Source organism: Acidovorax sp. JMULE5 (assembly GCF_013376875.1).
GTDB classification, from domain to species: Bacteria; Pseudomonadota; Gammaproteobacteria; order Burkholderiales; family Burkholderiaceae_C; genus Acidovorax; species Acidovorax facilis.
This window is the reverse complement of sequence record NZ_CP035951.1, coordinates 600,756-615,770: the sequence shown is the minus strand read 5'-3', so window position 1 is coordinate 615,770 and position 15,015 is coordinate 600,756. Positions and strand designations below refer to the sequence as shown.

10 protein-coding genes and 1 pseudogene are annotated in these 15,015 nt (G+C 63.5%); 5 read left to right on the top strand and 6 right to left on the bottom strand.

What is annotated here, in order from left to right; all coding sequences use genetic code 11:
- Window positions 1–23 precede the first annotated feature (23 nt).
- The 5 genes from EXV95_RS02855 to dgoD all read left to right on the top strand — a co-directional run bounded on the left by EXV95_RS02855 (window position 24) and on the right by dgoD (window position 5,727).
- Window positions 24–1,757: an IlvD/Edd family dehydratase gene (locus EXV95_RS02855; protein ID WP_176885743.1), complete on the top strand. Its 1,734-nt coding sequence runs from the start codon at window positions 24–26 to the stop codon at window positions 1,755–1,757.
- 108 nt (window positions 1,758–1,865) lie between these two features.
- The gene (locus EXV95_RS02850) at window positions 1,866–2,804 is read left to right on the top strand and encodes a dihydrodipicolinate synthase family protein (protein WP_176885742.1); all 939 of its coding nucleotides are present in this window, start codon (window positions 1,866–1,868) and stop codon (window positions 2,802–2,804) included.
- Window positions 2,805–2,815: 11 nt separating this feature from the next.
- Complete coding sequence (locus EXV95_RS02845; RefSeq protein WP_176885741.1) at window positions 2,816–3,865, top strand: 2-dehydro-3-deoxygalactonokinase; 1,050 nt, start codon at window positions 2,816–2,818, stop codon at window positions 3,863–3,865.
- Window positions 3,862–4,521, top strand: coding sequence for a 2-dehydro-3-deoxy-6-phosphogalactonate aldolase (locus EXV95_RS02840; RefSeq protein ID WP_176885740.1), 660 nt, complete (start codon window positions 3,862–3,864; stop codon window positions 4,519–4,521). Before EXV95_RS02845 ends, EXV95_RS02840 begins: the two co-directional genes overlap by 4 nt.
- Window positions 4,522–4,578: 57 nt before the next feature.
- On the top strand, window positions 4,579–5,727 hold the full coding sequence (gene dgoD / locus EXV95_RS02835) for a galactonate dehydratase (protein ID WP_176885739.1): 1,149 nt from the start codon (window positions 4,579–4,581) through the stop codon (window positions 5,725–5,727).
- Window positions 5,728–6,034: 307 nt separating this feature from the next.
- Here dgoD and EXV95_RS02830 read toward each other — a convergent pair whose 3' ends face one another.
- From EXV95_RS02830 to EXV95_RS02810, 6 genes and pseudogenes are all read right to left on the bottom strand, one after another.
- Complete coding sequence (locus EXV95_RS02830) at window positions 6,035–8,590, bottom strand: midcut-by-XrtH protein (RefSeq protein WP_176885738.1); 2,556 nt, start codon at window positions 8,588–8,590, stop codon at window positions 6,035–6,037.
- Window positions 8,591–8,852: 262 nt separating this feature from the next.
- A pseudogene (locus tag EXV95_RS24845) lies at window positions 8,853–8,992 on the bottom strand (Zn-dependent hydrolase); the annotation flags it as partial.
- Between the two features lie 55 nt (window positions 8,993–9,047).
- The gene (locus EXV95_RS02825; RefSeq protein WP_176885737.1) at window positions 9,048–10,271 is read right to left on the bottom strand and encodes a hypothetical protein; all 1,224 of its coding nucleotides are present in this window, start codon (window positions 10,269–10,271) and stop codon (window positions 9,048–9,050) included.
- Window positions 10,272–10,825: 554 nt separating this feature from the next.
- Entirely contained in the window at window positions 10,826–11,995 is a 1,170-nt protein-coding gene (locus EXV95_RS02820) for a hypothetical protein (protein ID WP_176885736.1), read from the bottom strand.
- Window positions 11,996–12,230: 235 nt separating this feature from the next.
- On the bottom strand, window positions 12,231–14,171 hold the full coding sequence (locus tag EXV95_RS02815) for an ATP-binding protein (RefSeq protein WP_176885735.1): 1,941 nt from the start codon (window positions 14,169–14,171) through the stop codon (window positions 12,231–12,233).
- Window positions 14,171–14,854 (bottom strand): response regulator transcription factor, encoded by a 684-nt coding sequence (locus EXV95_RS02810; RefSeq protein WP_176885734.1) that lies wholly within the window; start codon window positions 14,852–14,854, stop codon window positions 14,171–14,173. The genes EXV95_RS02815 and EXV95_RS02810 overlap by 1 nt, the downstream gene beginning before the upstream one ends.
- Between the last annotated feature and the right edge of the window lie 161 nt (window positions 14,855–15,015).

Here is a 15,015-nt window from a genome sequence, read left to right as displayed (position 1 = left end):
TCCTCTTTCTCTCGCACCCCACCATGACCACCCCCAAGCGCAAACTCCGCTCCGCCGAATGGTTCGGCACGGCCGACAAGAACGGCTTCATGTACCGCAGCTGGATGAAGAACCAGGGCATTCCAGACCATGAGTTCGATGGCCGCCCCATCATCGGCATCTGCAACACGTGGTCCGAGCTGACCCCGTGCAACGCCCACTTTCGCAAGATTGCCGAGCATGTGAAGCGCGGCATCTATGAGGCGGGCGGCTTTCCGGTGGAGTTCCCGGTGTTCTCCAACGGCGAATCCAACCTGCGGCCCACGGCCATGCTCACCCGCAACCTGGCCAGCATGGACGTGGAAGAAGCCATTCGCGGCAACCCCATCGACGCCGTGGTGCTGCTGGTGGGCTGCGACAAGACCACGCCTGCGCTGCTGATGGGCGCAGCCAGCTGCGATGTGCCCGCCATCGTGGTCACGGGCGGGCCCATGCTCAACGGCAAGCTCGACGGCAAGGACATCGGCTCGGGCACGGCCGTGTGGCGCCTGCACGAATCGTTGAAGGCGGGCGAGATCAACGAGCACCAGTTCTTCGCGGCCGAGGCCGGCATGTCCCGCTCTGCCGGCACCTGCAACACCATGGGCACGGCCAGCACCATGGCCTGCATGGCCGAGTCGCTGGGCACATCGCTGCCGCACAACGCAGCCATACCGGCGGTGGACTCGCGCCGCTATGTGCTGGCCCACATGTCGGGCAAACGGATCGTGGAAATGGCACACGAAGGGCTCACGCTCTCCAAAATTCTCACGCGCGAAGCCTTCGAGAACGCCATCCGCACCAACGCTGCCATCGGCGGCTCGACCAACGCCGTGATCCACTTGAAGGCCATTGCTGGGCGCATCGGCGTGCAGCTGGACCTGGAGGACTGGACACGCATCGGCCGCGGCACGCCCACCCTGGTGGACCTGCAGCCCTCGGGCCGCTTCCTGATGGAAGAGTTCTACTACGCAGGCGGCCTGCCCGCCGTGCTGCGCCGCCTGGGTGAAAACAACCTGCTGCCCCACCCCAACGCCCTGACTGTCAACGGCAAGAGCCTGTGGGACAACGTGCGCGAGGCCCCGCAATACAACGACGAGGTGATCCGCCCGATCAGCAACCCCCTGATTGCCGACGGTGGCATCTGCATCCTGCGCGGCAACCTGGCGCCGCGTGGCGCGGTGCTCAAGCCCTCGGCCGCGTCGCCCGAACTGCTCAAGCACCGGGGCCGCGCCGTGGTGTTCGAGAACCTGGAGCACTACAAGGAACGCATCGTCGATGAAAACCTGGACATCGACGCCAGCTGCGTGATGGTGCTCAAGAACTGCGGCCCCAAGGGCTACCCCGGCATGGCCGAGGTGGGCAACATGGGCCTGCCCCCGAAGCTGCTGCGCCAGGGCGTGAAGGACATGGTGCGCATCTCCGATGCCCGCATGAGCGGCACCGCCTACGGCACCGTGGTGCTGCACGTGGCGCCCGAGGCGGCAGCCGGTGGCCCGCTGGCTGCCGTGCGCGATGGCGACTTCATTGAGCTGGACTGCGAGAACGGCCGCCTGCATCTGGACATCAGCGACGAGGAACTGGCAGCACGCCTGGCCGCATTGGCTGGCGCGGACAACGGCGGACGCGGCGGCTACCAGCGCCTGTATGTGGACCACGTACTGCAGGCCGACGATGGCTGCGACTTTGACTTCCTCGTCGGCTGCCGGGGGGCTGCTGTACCGCGCCATTCCCACTGATGCCGACGGCCCACTCGCCACGGAGGATGCTACATATTTCATAGCTTTTAGCGCTTGATAGATAAGCGCTAGAGCCGTATTTCACTCAAATTTCTACCTTTCCTCCGCATGCCAGCCACTCACACCCTCCAGAACCCTCGCTACCGAGGCATCTTCCCCGTAGTGCCCACCACATTCCACGAAGACGGCCGCCTCGACCTCGACAGCCAGAAGCGCTGCCTCGACTTCATGATCGACGCCGGTGTGGATGGCGTTTGCATCCTGGCCAACTTCTCCGAGCAGTTCTCGCTGTCCGATGCCGAGCGCGAAGTCCTCACCCGCACATCGCTGGAGCATGTAGCAGGCCGCGTGCCGGTGATCGTCACCACCACCCACTACGGCACCCACGTGTGCGCCGAGCGCAGCCGCGCCGCGCAGGACATGGGCGCGGCCATGGTCATGGTCATGCCGCCCTACCACGGTGCCACCTTCCGCGTGCCCGAGGCGCAGATCTACGAGTTCTATGCCCGTGTGTCAGATGCGATCCGCATCCCGATCATGGTGCAGGACGCGCCCGCCAGCGGCACCGTGCTGTCGGCCCCCTTCCTGGCCCGCATGGCGCAAGAGATAGAAAACCTGGCCTACTTCAAGATCGAAGTGCCCGGCGCCGCCAGCAAGCTGCGCGAGCTGATCCGTCTGGGCGGCGACGCCATCGAAGGCCCGTGGGACGGCGAAGAAGCCATCACCCTGCTGGCCGACCTGGATGCTGGCGCCGCGGGTGCCATGACGGGCGGCGCCTTCCCCGACGGCATTCGCCCCATCATCGAGGCCCACCGCCAGGGCGACATGGACCAGGCCTTTGCGCTCTACCAGCGCTGGCTGCCCCTCATCAACCACGAGAACCGCCAGGGCGGCATCCTAACGGCCAAGGCGCTCATGAAAGAAGGCGGCGTGATCGCCTGCGAGGCGGGCCGCCACCCCTTCCCGGCCATGCACCCCGAGGTGCGGCGCGGCCTGATCGACATCGCACGGCGGCTGGACCCGCTGGTGCTGCGCTGGGCACGCTAAGCGGGAAACCCATGGCGCCTGTGCGTTATCTGGTGCCCGCTGAAGCGGGCCTCATCGCCCTGGACTGGGGCACCTCCGCGCTGCGCGCGTTCCGCATGGATGCGGCCGGCACCGTGCTGGAAACCCGCCACCGCCCCTGGGGAATCATGAATCTGCCCCCAGCCGCCAGCGGCGTGAACGACCCCGAACCCGGCGCCGCCTTTGAGCGCGCATTGCAGGACACCTGTGGCGACTGGCTGACCGCCGCACCCGGCCTGCCCCTGCTAGCTTGTGGCATGGTGGGCAGCGCCCAGGGCTGGCGCGAGGCCAAGTACCTGCCCACGCCCACCTCGCTCGATGAACTGGCGCGGGGCCTGACGCTGGTGGCACGGCGCGATGGCCCGCCGCTGCACATCGTGCCGGGCCTTTTGCAGCAGGGCACGTTGCCCAACGTGATGCGTGGTGAAGAGACCCAGGTGCTGGGCGTGCTGGCAGGCCTTGCGCTGTCAACGGATGCGCCCGTGCTCATCGGCCTGCCCGGCACCCACAGCAAATGGGTGCTGGCACGCCGGGGGCGCATCGAGCAGTTTCACACCTTCATGACCGGCGATGTGTTTGCCGCGCTGCGCGGCCACACAATCCTGGGCAAGACCATGCAGGCCGCAGCCGCGCCCGACGACGCCGCCTTTGCGCGCGGCCTGGAGGTGGCGCGGGGCAGCGATGCCGCACTGGGGCTGCTCTCGCACATCTTCAGCACACGCACGCTGGGCCTGACCGGGACGCTTGCGCCCACGGCGCAATCGGACTACCTCTCGGGCCTGCTGATCGGGCACGAGGTGGCCAGCTTGGCACGCGCACAGGATCAAACCCAGACAACACCACAAACGCTGGTGCTCTGCGGCGAGCCCGACCTGTGCCGCCGCTACGCCGTCGCGCTGCAGACCTACGGCTTTGCCACACCCACCATCGCCACGCAAGCCACGGCCACCGGGCTGTGGCAGATCGCGCTGGCGGCAGGGCTGGTCGTTGCGCCAGCACCCTCCTCCTCACACCCCTTCACCGCCGGGAGTCTGGCTGCATGAACCCCATCGACAAAGCCCTGTTCCACATCCTGCAGCGCTGCGGACTCATCGCCATCCTGCGCGGCGTGCAGCCGCACGAGGTGGTGGCCATCGGTCACGCGCTGTACGACGCGGGTTTTCGCATCATCGAAGTGCCACTCAACTCGCCCGAGCCGCAGGCCAGCATCCGCGCGCTGCGCGATGCACTGCCTGCCGACTGCCTGGTGGGTGCAGGCACCGTGCTCTCCATCGATGCCGTGGCCGATGTGGCCGCAGCCGGTGGGCAGATCATCGTCATGCCCCACAGCGACCCCGATGTAATCCGCGCCGCACGCGCCGCTGGCATGGCCTGCGCGCCCGGCGTGGCCACGCTGACCGAGGCCTATTCCGCGCTGGCCGCCGGGGCCAACATGCTCAAGCTCTTCCCCGCCGAGGCGCTGCCGCCCCATGTGCTCAAGGCCTGGCGCGCCGTCATCACGCCGCCCATGGCGCTGGTGCCCGTGGGCGGCATCTTGCCCGAGAGCATTGCGCCCTATGCCGCCGCTGGCGCCAGCGGCTTTGGCCTGGGCTCGGCCCTGTACCGACCCGGCGACCAGGCCCCCGAAGTCGCGCACAAGGCTGCAGCGTTTGCGCGGGCCTGGCAGGCATCCTTTGGCACAGCGCCCGCCACTGCCTGAACCGCCCCCTAAGCGTTCCAGACAACCCAGCACTTCTGAACCGACTGCCCATCCCCCATGAAGATCACCCGACTCACCACGTTCATCGTCCCGCCGCGCTGGTGCTTCCTCAAAATCGAAACGGACGAAGGCATCACCGGCTGGGGCGAGCCCGTGCTGGAAGGCCGCGCGCACACCGTGGCCGCCGCGGTCGATGAACTGGCCGACTACCTCGTTGGCAAAGACCCACGCCACATCGAAGACCATTGGACCGTGCTGTACCGGGGCGGCTTCTACCGGGGCGGCGGCGTGCACATGAGCGCGCTGGCCGGCATCGACCAGGCGCTGTGGGACATCAAGGGCAAGGCGCTGGGCGTGCCCATATCCGAGCTGCTGGGCGGCAATGTGCGCAGCCGCATCAAGGTCTACAGCTGGATCGGCGGCGACCGCCCCAGCGAGACCGCCGCCGCCGCCCAGGCCGCCGTGGCGCGCGGCTTCACGGCAGTCAAGATGAACGGCACCGAAGAGGTGCAGTATGTGGACAGCTACGACAAGGTGGAGCGCTGCCTGCAGAACGTGGCCGCCGTGCGCGAGGCCGTGGGGCCGAATGTGGGGATTGGCGTGGACTTTCACGGCCGCGTGCACCGGCCCATGGCCAAGGTGCTGGTCAAGGAACTGGAGCCCTACAAGCTCATGTTCATCGAAGAGCCTGTGCTGAGCGAACACGAAGAGGCGCTGAAGGAGATTGCCCGCATATCGTCCACCCCCATCGCCCTGGGCGAGCGCCTGTACTCGCGCTGGGACTTCAAGCGCGTGCTGCAAGGCGGCTATGCGGACATCATCCAGCCCGACCCCTCGCACGCAGGCGGCATCACCGAGACCCGCAAGATCGCCAGCATGGCCGAGGCCTACGACGTGGCCCTGGCCCTGCACTGCCCGCTGGGGCCCATTGCCCTGGCGGCCAACCTGCAGCTGGACGCCGTTTGCTACAACGCCTTCATCCAGGAGCAAAGCCTGGGCATCCACTACAACCAGGCCAACGACCTGATGGACTATGTGTCCAACCCCGAGGTGTTTGCATACCAGGATGGCATGGTGGCCATCCCCACCGGGCCGGGGTTGGGGATTGAGGTGAATGAGGACTATGTGCGCGAGCGGGCGCAGGAGGGACACCGGTGGAGGAATCCGGTGTGGCGGCACCGGGATGGGAGTTTTGCGGAATGGTGAGGGAGGTTGGGAGCCTTGTTAGCTGATTCAGCGGTAGTGGGCTGCTTTAGGCTGATCTGAGTCGCTCGCGGTCAGGGCCTGAGCGACAGATCTCGCCAAAACCGGTCACTGAGCGCTGCTATCAGAGTGTGCATGAATAACAAAAGCCCGCGCGAGGCGGCCATGCACTTCGCCGTCTGCGATCCGTTCAGATACGCAGATCAAGCGGCACACCCCTCAACTCTGCCGCGTGCTGGCGCACGGCCCCGACCTCCCTGGGGTCGAAGGCCGCGACCTGCCAAGTGGGCGACTTCTTTCAAGTCGCCCGCTAGTCCACGATCAGCTTGTTGTTGTTCAGCAGCTGCGTGATGATCTGCGCGTCAGTCGTTGCCCCCGAATACAGCGATTGCAGATCGACACCCACCAGGACGATGCGCTGGGTTTCGGCCGCAGTGCTGTACGCAGCACCCACCGCATGCGAGTCGCTGGCAAAGCCGCCCGTATGGCTGATGTGGATGAGCGTATCCCCTCCAGAGATCACGAAGTGCAGGTAGCTGGCCAGGTTGCCAGCACCGTTGGACGGTCCCACACGCTCACCTTGCAGAAGATCGCGGAGGTTCAACACATCGCCGCCCGCAAGGTTGGCCCCTGCCGCGGCAGTGGCAAAGTTCAAGATGGTGTCGATGGCCGGTGTAGCAGGTGCGCCTTGGTCCCCAAGATTCCAGATAAACACGTCCACGAAATTTTCGCCAACGTCGCCACCCTGCATGGTGTCGTTGCCGGAGCCACCAACCAGCACGTCTGCGCCACTGCCTCCGTTAAGAATGTCGACCCCTTCTTCACCATAGAGCATGTCGGAGCCACTGCTTGCCGATAGGTTGTCATCGCCTGCGCCTCCTCGGACGATGTTGTTGCCGCCGGATGCGTTGATCGTGTTATTGCCGCTACCGCCCTGAATGTGTTCATTGGCAGAACTTCCGGTGTAGTTGCCACTTTCCGTCGTGGTCACGTCCACAGTCGTGTAGGCAACCTTCAGGGTGACTGTGTTGGATACGCTGGCGGTAGCCCCGCCATTTGCTTCCTTTGAGGTGACCTGCACAGTCAGGATGCTGGCGAGGGTGGTGTAGCTGCCGGGCAGCGAGATTATCAGGTTGGGCAGATCTGCCTCAGTGAACTGCCATACGCCACCACCCAGGTTAGTACCTGCGTTGAAGGCAATGCCCGAGGGAACATTGCTCACTCTGATGGTCAGTGTTTCAGAGCCATCTGTGTCCACCAGCGCAGTGGTAATCGGGAACTTGGCGCTGACCCCTCCTGTGCCCTGCGCATTGACGACCAAGGCTTTCTGCAACACCACAGAAGGTGCCTGCGCGGAACCCACTGTGACATTGACCGTGGCGGTACTGGTGCCCCCATTGCCATCTTGGACGGTGTAGGTAAAGCTGGCGTTGCCCTCAAAGCCTGCTGAAGGCGTGAAGCTGACGTTACCTCCCACGATACTAACCGTGCCCTGTATGGCTGCCTGCACCGAATCGATGCTCAGCGTGTCCCCGTCAGGGTCCGTGTCATTAGCGACTAGCGTGGATGCAGGAATGGTGATGGTCACATTCATGCCGGTCTTGACAGAATCGTTGTTTGCAACAGGTGGCCGATTGCCGACGGCGTTCACGGTCACCGTGACGGTGCCCGTGGCCGAGCCGCCCTTGCCATCGCTGATGGTGTAGGTGAACGTGTCATTGCCCACAAAGCCAGCGTTGGGTGTGTAGATGGGATTGTTGGAGACGGCATCTATCACCACAGAGCCATTTGCGCCCTGGGTCACACCTGTCACCAAGAGCGAATCACCGTCGGCGTCTGTGTCATTGCCAAGGACAGCAACGGTTACAGCGATGCCTTTATCGGTCGTCGTAGTGTCGTTGTTGGCCACGGGAGCATTGTTGACCGGCGGGGTGTTGACGGTGATGCTGAGCGTGCTGGATGCTCCCGTTTGCACTACGTACGTCCAGACCATCGGACTCGCACCGACAAAGGGCGATGCGGCTGTGAAGGTATAGGCACCATTACTCTGGACGGAAAGGGTGCCATACCCTGCTATGGGCACCGTGGCGCCAGCCGCATACGTCATGCCCTGGTACTTGAAGCTCGCCACGGTCAGCGGGCCATCGGCGTCCGAATCGTTGGTGAGCACGTTGCCAGAGGCCTGGGCACCGGCAATGACGGAAACCGAGTCCGCCTGCAGTTGACTGGGATGATTGCCCTGAGCTGCGGCAGCGGCATCAGCGCACAGTTGGGCGACATCCACCCAGCAGGCGGTGCCAGCGCCCAACGTGGTGCCCACCGCACACTGTGTGCCTGGCCGTGCTGGGGTCACCGGGAGCGGGGAAGGAACACCCAACGGAAAGCAGGTGCTCAATGCGGGCGCCGTGATGCTTGCGATGCGCAGGCTGGAAGCTGTCTGGTTGGTATGCACCACCGGCAAAAAACCCTGAGGACTACCGCCGGGGGTTGTGCCTGTCGTTTGCACAGGTATGGTCAGCGTTTGACCGCTGGCCTGGGTGAATGCCTGATGAAGCTCCTGCAACTGGGCTTGCACCTTGTCACCCCAAAACACCATCGCGCCCACCGCCAGCGCGACGAGGCCTGCGCCCACAGCACGCACTCGGTGGGGCGAAAAAAGACCCTTGCGCAACATCCAGGGAACGCATGCCACCATGGAAAGGGCCAAGAGCAGCAACGCACCTGGATGGTCCACGGGGATCGACGCTGGCGAAAAGGGGGCTGCGGTGATGGTCTGCGCCTGCGCCAGGGGAACCATCAGAAGCAGCGTACCGGAAGCGAGGACGCGGAAAATCGAAATTTCGTGGCAAGGCCGCTGGCGCAACATCGGTAATTCTTTCAAGAGGTGTTTGCGGGCAGATCAAGGGGTGATGCCGCCCAGATTGGACTGTACTAATTCACGATGAAGGATCTGCAGCGATAGCGGGCATTCCCACCCCAAGGCCAAACGACCAAAACCAGCCTGACTCAGCCAAAGCTTGTTGCAGTGACTTTCGCAAAGTCATCGGGCTATGTAGTCACGCACACCTCGTTTCCTCTGCGACTAATTTCAGGGCTTCTGCTGCACATCGCGCACAGTCAACAAGTTACTAACCAAGGGGAAAAATTGCCCGCTCCAGCATTGCATGCAGCAGCATATTGCACCCCGCGTCGATATGCTCGGGCTTGGCATCCCGATCTCGTTGTGGCAGATGCCGTCCTTGCAGGGGATGAAGATCATGCTGCTGCTACCCAAGCCGTCGGTCGGCCTGGCCCATCAGAGCCGGGCCGCGCATTGCATCGGGTTACTTCTTCTTTCCGATGTAGCGGAAGCCGTCCTTGCCATTGGCGCGGAACTCGTAATTTATGGTGTCGTTCTGGAACAGGCCGGATTCGCTGATCTGCATGAACACCGGCATTTCGGGATTAGGGTCAGCCACCGTTCCCATATTCACGGGCAGGGTAACGCTCGCCTTGGCGTTGACCTTCCAGCTTAGAAAGGCGTACACGTGCTGCACGTCCACGTTCACAAGAGGCAACCAGTGGCCACCTATGCTGGGGTGTTTAGCGCCGTAGTAGCCCGTGAGGGCGAACCTGACCTCGGTCAGGGTCATCGTGAACAAATTCTTGGACTTGATCGTCACCGCCTGCGAGGCACCGGACTTCGCCTGGTCGTAGTTATCCCAGTTGGAGTCGCCCGAGGCATATACGCTTGTGAAGGCCCCCGTGGCCACGGTCTCGGGGCGGTTGTTCTTGATGACATCCCAGACCAATTTCGCTACCTCGATGGCCACCTTGGCGTTCTTGAGAACCTTGGTCTGCGGTTGCAGATAAGCCTGCACAAAGGACGAAATATCCGTGGCAGCCTGGCCGTACTTTTCATACAGGCTGTTGAAATCGTCTTGGCGCGAAGCCATCAGGGTCAGAAACTGCTGCCAGGTGCTGCCATGCGCATTCAGCACATCCAGAAGCTGCCTGGGCGTGATCTGGGTATTGCTCAGAAACTGGCTCAGTTCGGCTTCGACCTTTCCGGTCTTGTCGAGCGTCGGATGGGCATCCAGCGTTTCGTAGAAATCGACGAACTCCGGCAGGCTCAGCCCGGAGTTGAGGTAATCCGTGTAAATGGCGGCCAGCGAAATATCCAGGTCATGCACCTCCTGCGCCAGCTTGCTGGCGTCCAGCGTGGCGTGGCGCTTGCTCAGCTCGGCCCACAGTTGGGGTACGAAGGCCTGGATCGCTGCCACGTCGGTCACGGCATCGGCTGCCTTCGTTTCGGCGTTGATGCGGCTGATCTCAATGGGGATGAGCCCCTCGCTGGCGAGGTCATCGCCGTTGGCGACCAGCTGCCCGCTGTTGCTGAGGCCGTAGACGCGATAGGTCGAGGTTTCTGTCAGGGTATCGTCCAGGCTCAATTCAGTGGTGAACTCGTCACCGGGGGCCAGCTTGTTCTCATTGTCGCCGTCATCGCTGCCGCCACAGGCGCTGAGCAAGGCAGCAGCCAAGGCTGCACACAATATGTTTTTCTTCATGAGAGCACTCGTTTTTGATGGTGAAGCAGGTATGTTCGAATGAATCTTGGCACTTGTCATTCCCTGGTTTCAGGTAATTTGAGGGTCATGGGGGCCTGAAGTGACGAACGATGCATACCAGGGTGCACTACCTCCTGCCCTGTGCCCTATCGCAGCCGCAAACCTAGTTTGACCTTGGTGGCCCTGATGTTGGCTAGTGGCGTGCCGCTGTCCAGTGACTGCGGTGGCTAGGAAAGCGCGGCGCGCGACCGGGGTAAATCAACTTGTGAATCAAGCGCAGTAGTGCCTTCATCCGCGTTGTCGAGTCGGCGCAAGCCATCCGTCACCTCATGGATCCTCACAGCCAAGCCCCAGCCGTTTGCGCGACACAAAAGCGCTGCCACCAGCTTGTCGGATGCCACCTCTGTGCGTGCGGGGCAATTGCATAGCCCAGTACGGCAGCACGAAGTAGCCACAGGGCGATGAGCAGGGTGTTGAAGAGTGCGATCCAGGTCTTGCGCAGCGACGACTCGGCGGAAAGCATCGCCAACCAACGCAGCCCGCTCAACATCCCCTTAACGCATGTTGATAGTGACGGCCAATTTGGCATCTTGCATTTTTCTCAGCAAGTTGGAGATCATGTCCATGGCCTCATTCCACCGTGAGATCAGAGCTTGTATCCTGAGCATGTCCATTTGCGAAGTCGATTGCATCGCGTCCAGCATCTCTTGGACCCGTTGGGCCATTACCGCGCCAAAGTTGGGTGTATCGCTGCTCACGCAGCGCAGGTCGGGGTGCTGCGCGCAGTAAGTCTTCCACTTTTGATCGTCATTACGGTTCTGACTCAAAGCCGAAAGCAGCTGCGCAGCCCGTTTCTGCGCCTCTTGCAACTCCTTTTGCTGAGAATGCAGCTGTGCTTCCATAGCAAACTTGCGATCCCGAGCAACCGCGAGTATCAGAGCTTGGGAGTCATTTTCGGCGAGCACCGCACTGACGCTGGGTTCAGGCAGCGCAGCGAGCGGGTTGCCCGCCTTGGTGGGTAGAGCGGCCAATGCCTTCCAGGTCGGCGGTCGCTGCACACGGCAATAGCTGAACAGCCTCGACTGCGATATCACCAGTATCTGCCCATCGGGGCACTTCGTTGGGGTGGACCGGAGCACACTGACCTTGTCCACGTCCGACAGCGCTTCGCGCAGATTCAGTTCGGCCAGTTCCTTGCCAGCAAGCTCAGGGATCGCGTCGAGCCGGTCGTAGAAGGCGAGGTATTCCTTCAGCTTCACCCCCGAGGCGGCCACGTCGTCCATCAGGTCAACGATGCGCGTGTCCAGGTCGTCGATTTCTGCCAGGATGGCTTGCGGATCGCGCGTGCCTTCGTGCTCGGCTGTGGAGTTCCACAGTTGCTGGTAGAACGCTTGCTGCTGCTGCTTCAAGGTGTCCGGATTGGCCACTGACGTAGAACTGCGACCGTCGCGCGTGACGGATTCAAGAACGGGGACGCGCACGCCTGCCAGCAATCCTGGCCGGTCGCTCTCTACCAGCACCCCTTCTGGCGTAACGCCATGCACCACATAGTGGCTGAGCTGACTGCCACTGGGCAGCAAGGGGGTTTCCATGGCAAAGCGCTCGCCAGGCTGAAGCTGGCTGAGGGGGGTGACGCCCCCTGGGTCCGTATCGCCGCCCCCACCACACGCCAGCAGCAGGCTGGCAGCTAGCCCTGCAGCGCTCAGTTTTATCCATGATTTCATCACTCGGGTCTCCCAATCCATACTCGGCGGCCGGATTAGACCCGCGGCAGCGCGGCAAGCATATCCCCGATTTCAGGTATTTTGAGGCTGACTGCCCACCCTGAGCGCTTGAGCTTGCGGATGCGCGCGACGGTCAGAAACACATACCATCACATCGCAGACCCCCTGAAAAGTGATTTGGGATATGTCTGTTGGGCTCGGACTTGAGTCCGCCCTTTTCATTCGAGGCAGGTGGCTATTTTTTCAATCGCAAAACCAGGCTCACCACCGTGCCCGCCGCACCCGATGTGACCTCCAGCGTGCCGCCCATGCGCTCGGCCCGCGCTGCCATGCTACGCATGCCTACGCTGACTCCGGCGTTTTGCACGGCTTGCACGTCAAACCCGACTCCGTCATCCTCAATGCGCAAGCACAGCACATCACGCTGCGGCTGCGTACATTGCACATGCACATGCCGTGCACGGCTGTGCTTGATGGTGTTCGACAACGCCTCCTCTACCAGCCGCGTCAGGCTCAGGCACTGCAGCGCGCTAGGGCGGCCCTGCCATTGCAACGGCATGTCCCAGTGCGACGCCACCTCCATTTCATCAAAGATGCCGGTAAACCGGTGGCGCAGCGGCGCGGCCCATTGCACCGGCGTATCGGGCACCTGTGCGCCGGCACTGGAGCCCTGGTCGATCACTTGGCGCAGGTCGTCGCGCAGCACCTTCAGTAACGAAAGTACGCGCTCATTGGGCAAGGGTTGGGGGAGCCACTCTGGCTCGCATGCGGCACGCACCCGACTCCGGCAGAGACGCTGCGAGTACGCGCGCTCATTGGGCAAGGGTTGGGGCGCCTGCTCCACCAGCGCCATGCTGCGCATCAGGCTGCCGCCCAGACCATCGTGCAGATCGTGTGCAAGCTGCATGCGCTCCTGCAATCTGGTGCGCTCCAGCGCATGCGCGTGCTCGCGCGCCAGGGCCTGCGCCAACTCGGCACGGGCTTCGGTAACGCCCTTCGTCAGTGCGCGGTTGAAGCGCTCCACGCTGCGCACCCGCTGCATGAGCTGCGCACCCAGCAGCAACATCACCAGCGAGATCACCAGCAAGCCGCTGAATGCTGCCCAGTTTCGCGCCACGTTCCAGCGGTCCACCCCAGGGATGAGTGTGGTCACTGTGAGCGCCGTGACCGCCAGCCAACACAGTGCCAGCAGCATGTGCAGGGGCTTTCGTCCCTCGGTCTGGGGGCGCCATGCGTGCCACTGGAACTGCAGGCAGTTGGCAATGAAAACCCACATGGACCCCTGCCACACCCTGCCAAACCAAGGCCCCGCGATATTGTCTGGTACCAGCACCGCCGTGCCTGCACCCACTGCTGCCAGTGCCCATAGCCCCTGCTCCACGCGGGGCAGCCTTTGCCCGCCGAAGCGCAGGGTGAAAAAGCAGGCTGAAAGCACATAACCCACCATGGCCACCATGCTGAAACGGCTGCGGGTGATGGCATCAGGCCAAGGCCACTGCGTGTATGCCAGATAGGTGGTCAGATATAAAAGCCACGTCAACGCCATCAGTCCGAACCAGCCGTAGGCTGCGCCGGCCGGGGTCTTGTGGCGCAGCGCCCAGACCACCAGGAACAGCGTGCCCGCCATGCCGCACAGCACCGCGTTGATCAGGTACAGCGTGCGCTGGCGCCACTGGGTGCGATAGTGCTGGGCGGCCACCGTGGACGGGTCGCCCAATCGCACCCCGCGCAGGCCTGGACCCAGTGCCACCGGCCCCACGGCACGCACCCACACGGTGTTCATTTCTGGCTGCAGGCCTGATTCGGGCAGCACCCACCACCGCGGCACGTTCCAGCTGCGCGACAACGGTTCCACCAGGAAGGCATCGCGCCACAGCAGATCGCCGTTGCTGTACACCTCGCCCGCCACGCTGATGCCGTCAATGCCCAGAGCAACGGGTTCGCCATTCTCACAGCCACGTTCCCAGTCGATGCGGTACCAGCCTGAGTCGCCGTGCGCGCGCCAACGGGTGGTCCATGTATCGGGCAAGGTCACGTTCACCCACCCGGTCAGAGGCCGGGCTCCATCCAGCGCCGGCGCCGCCTGCACCGACACAATGCGCGGCGCGCAGGCATCGGCCAGCACCCCACCCGGCAGCCAGAGCGCCAGCGCGGCCAGCCACATCAGCAGCCGCATCAGCCCAGCCACCCGCGCGAACGTGCCTCACGCACCGCGCCCGTGCGCGATGACACCGCCAATTTGCGATAGACGCGCTTGACGTGGCTTTCCACGGTGTAACGCGACAGGAACAGCTGCTCCGCAATCTCGCGGTTGGACAGGCCATCGGCCACCAGCCGCAAAATTTCGTTCTCGCGCTCGCTCAGGCAGTTCTCCGGTGGTGGCGGAGCGCCCGGCGGCGCCGCTGCCGGCGCGGGCAGCAACTCCAGGATGCGCCGGGCAATGAACGGGTCGATCGGTGCGCCGCCGCGCAGCACGCTGCGGATCGACAGCATCACCTCCATGTCGTCGCGCTCCTTGAGCACATACCCGGTGGCTCCCGCGCGCAGCGCGCCCAAAATCGCATCCTCCGAACTCCAGGCCGATACCACGAGGATGCCCACGCCGGGGTCATCGGCGCGTAACTCCACGATCAAGTCGCGGCCGTCTCCGTCGGGCAAATGCAAATCCACCAGCATCAGCGCTACGGGCTGCTGTGCCAGGCAGGTGCGCGCCTCCGCCAGCGTGGCGGCGAACAGCAGCGCGTCTGGCGGGTAGCCCAGCGCGCTCAGCACCCCGCGCAGGCGCTGCTGCAATAGCGGCTCATCTTCCACCACCAGCACAGGTGCGGGCAGGATGGGTTCGTTGGCGGGGGGAGACATGGTGAGGGCAACCAAAAAGAAACAAGCGCGATGGTAGGTCAGCGGGCCGCCCCCGCGTATCCCTGAGATTGGGTAATTTGCGTATACACCTCCAAATTACCCAATCTCAGGGATACCGCAGCCGGTCACAAGTCCCTACGATTCTTCGCCATGCACACCCA

Excerpts from the sequence above, each read along its gene's own strand:
- EXV95_RS02855 (WP_176885743.1), top strand. The coding sequence starts at position 24 with ATGACCACCCCCAAGCGCAAACTCCGCTCCGCCGAATGGTTCGGCACG.
- EXV95_RS02850 (WP_176885742.1), top strand. The coding sequence starts at position 1,866 with ATGCCAGCCACTCACACCCTCCAGAACCCTCGCTACCGAGGCATCTTC.
- EXV95_RS02845 (WP_176885741.1), top strand. The coding sequence starts at position 2,816 with ATGGCGCCTGTGCGTTATCTGGTGCCCGCTGAAGCGGGCCTCATCGCC.
- EXV95_RS02840 (WP_176885740.1), top strand. The coding sequence starts at position 3,862 with ATGAACCCCATCGACAAAGCCCTGTTCCACATCCTGCAGCGCTGCGGA.
- dgoD (WP_176885739.1), top strand. The coding sequence starts at position 4,579 with ATGAAGATCACCCGACTCACCACGTTCATCGTCCCGCCGCGCTGGTGC.
- EXV95_RS02830 (WP_176885738.1), bottom strand. The coding sequence starts at position 8,590 with ATGTTGCGCCAGCGGCCTTGCCACGAAATTTCGATTTTCCGCGTCCTC.
- EXV95_RS02825 (WP_176885737.1), bottom strand. The coding sequence starts at position 10,271 with ATGAAGAAAAACATATTGTGTGCAGCCTTGGCTGCTGCCTTGCTCAGC.
- EXV95_RS02820 (WP_176885736.1), bottom strand. The coding sequence starts at position 11,995 with ATGAAATCATGGATAAAACTGAGCGCTGCAGGGCTAGCTGCCAGCCTG.
- EXV95_RS02815 (WP_176885735.1), bottom strand. The coding sequence starts at position 14,171 with ATGCGGCTGCTGATGTGGCTGGCCGCGCTGGCGCTCTGGCTGCCGGGT.
- EXV95_RS02810 (WP_176885734.1), bottom strand. The coding sequence starts at position 14,854 with ATGTCTCCCCCCGCCAACGAACCCATCCTGCCCGCACCTGTGCTGGTG.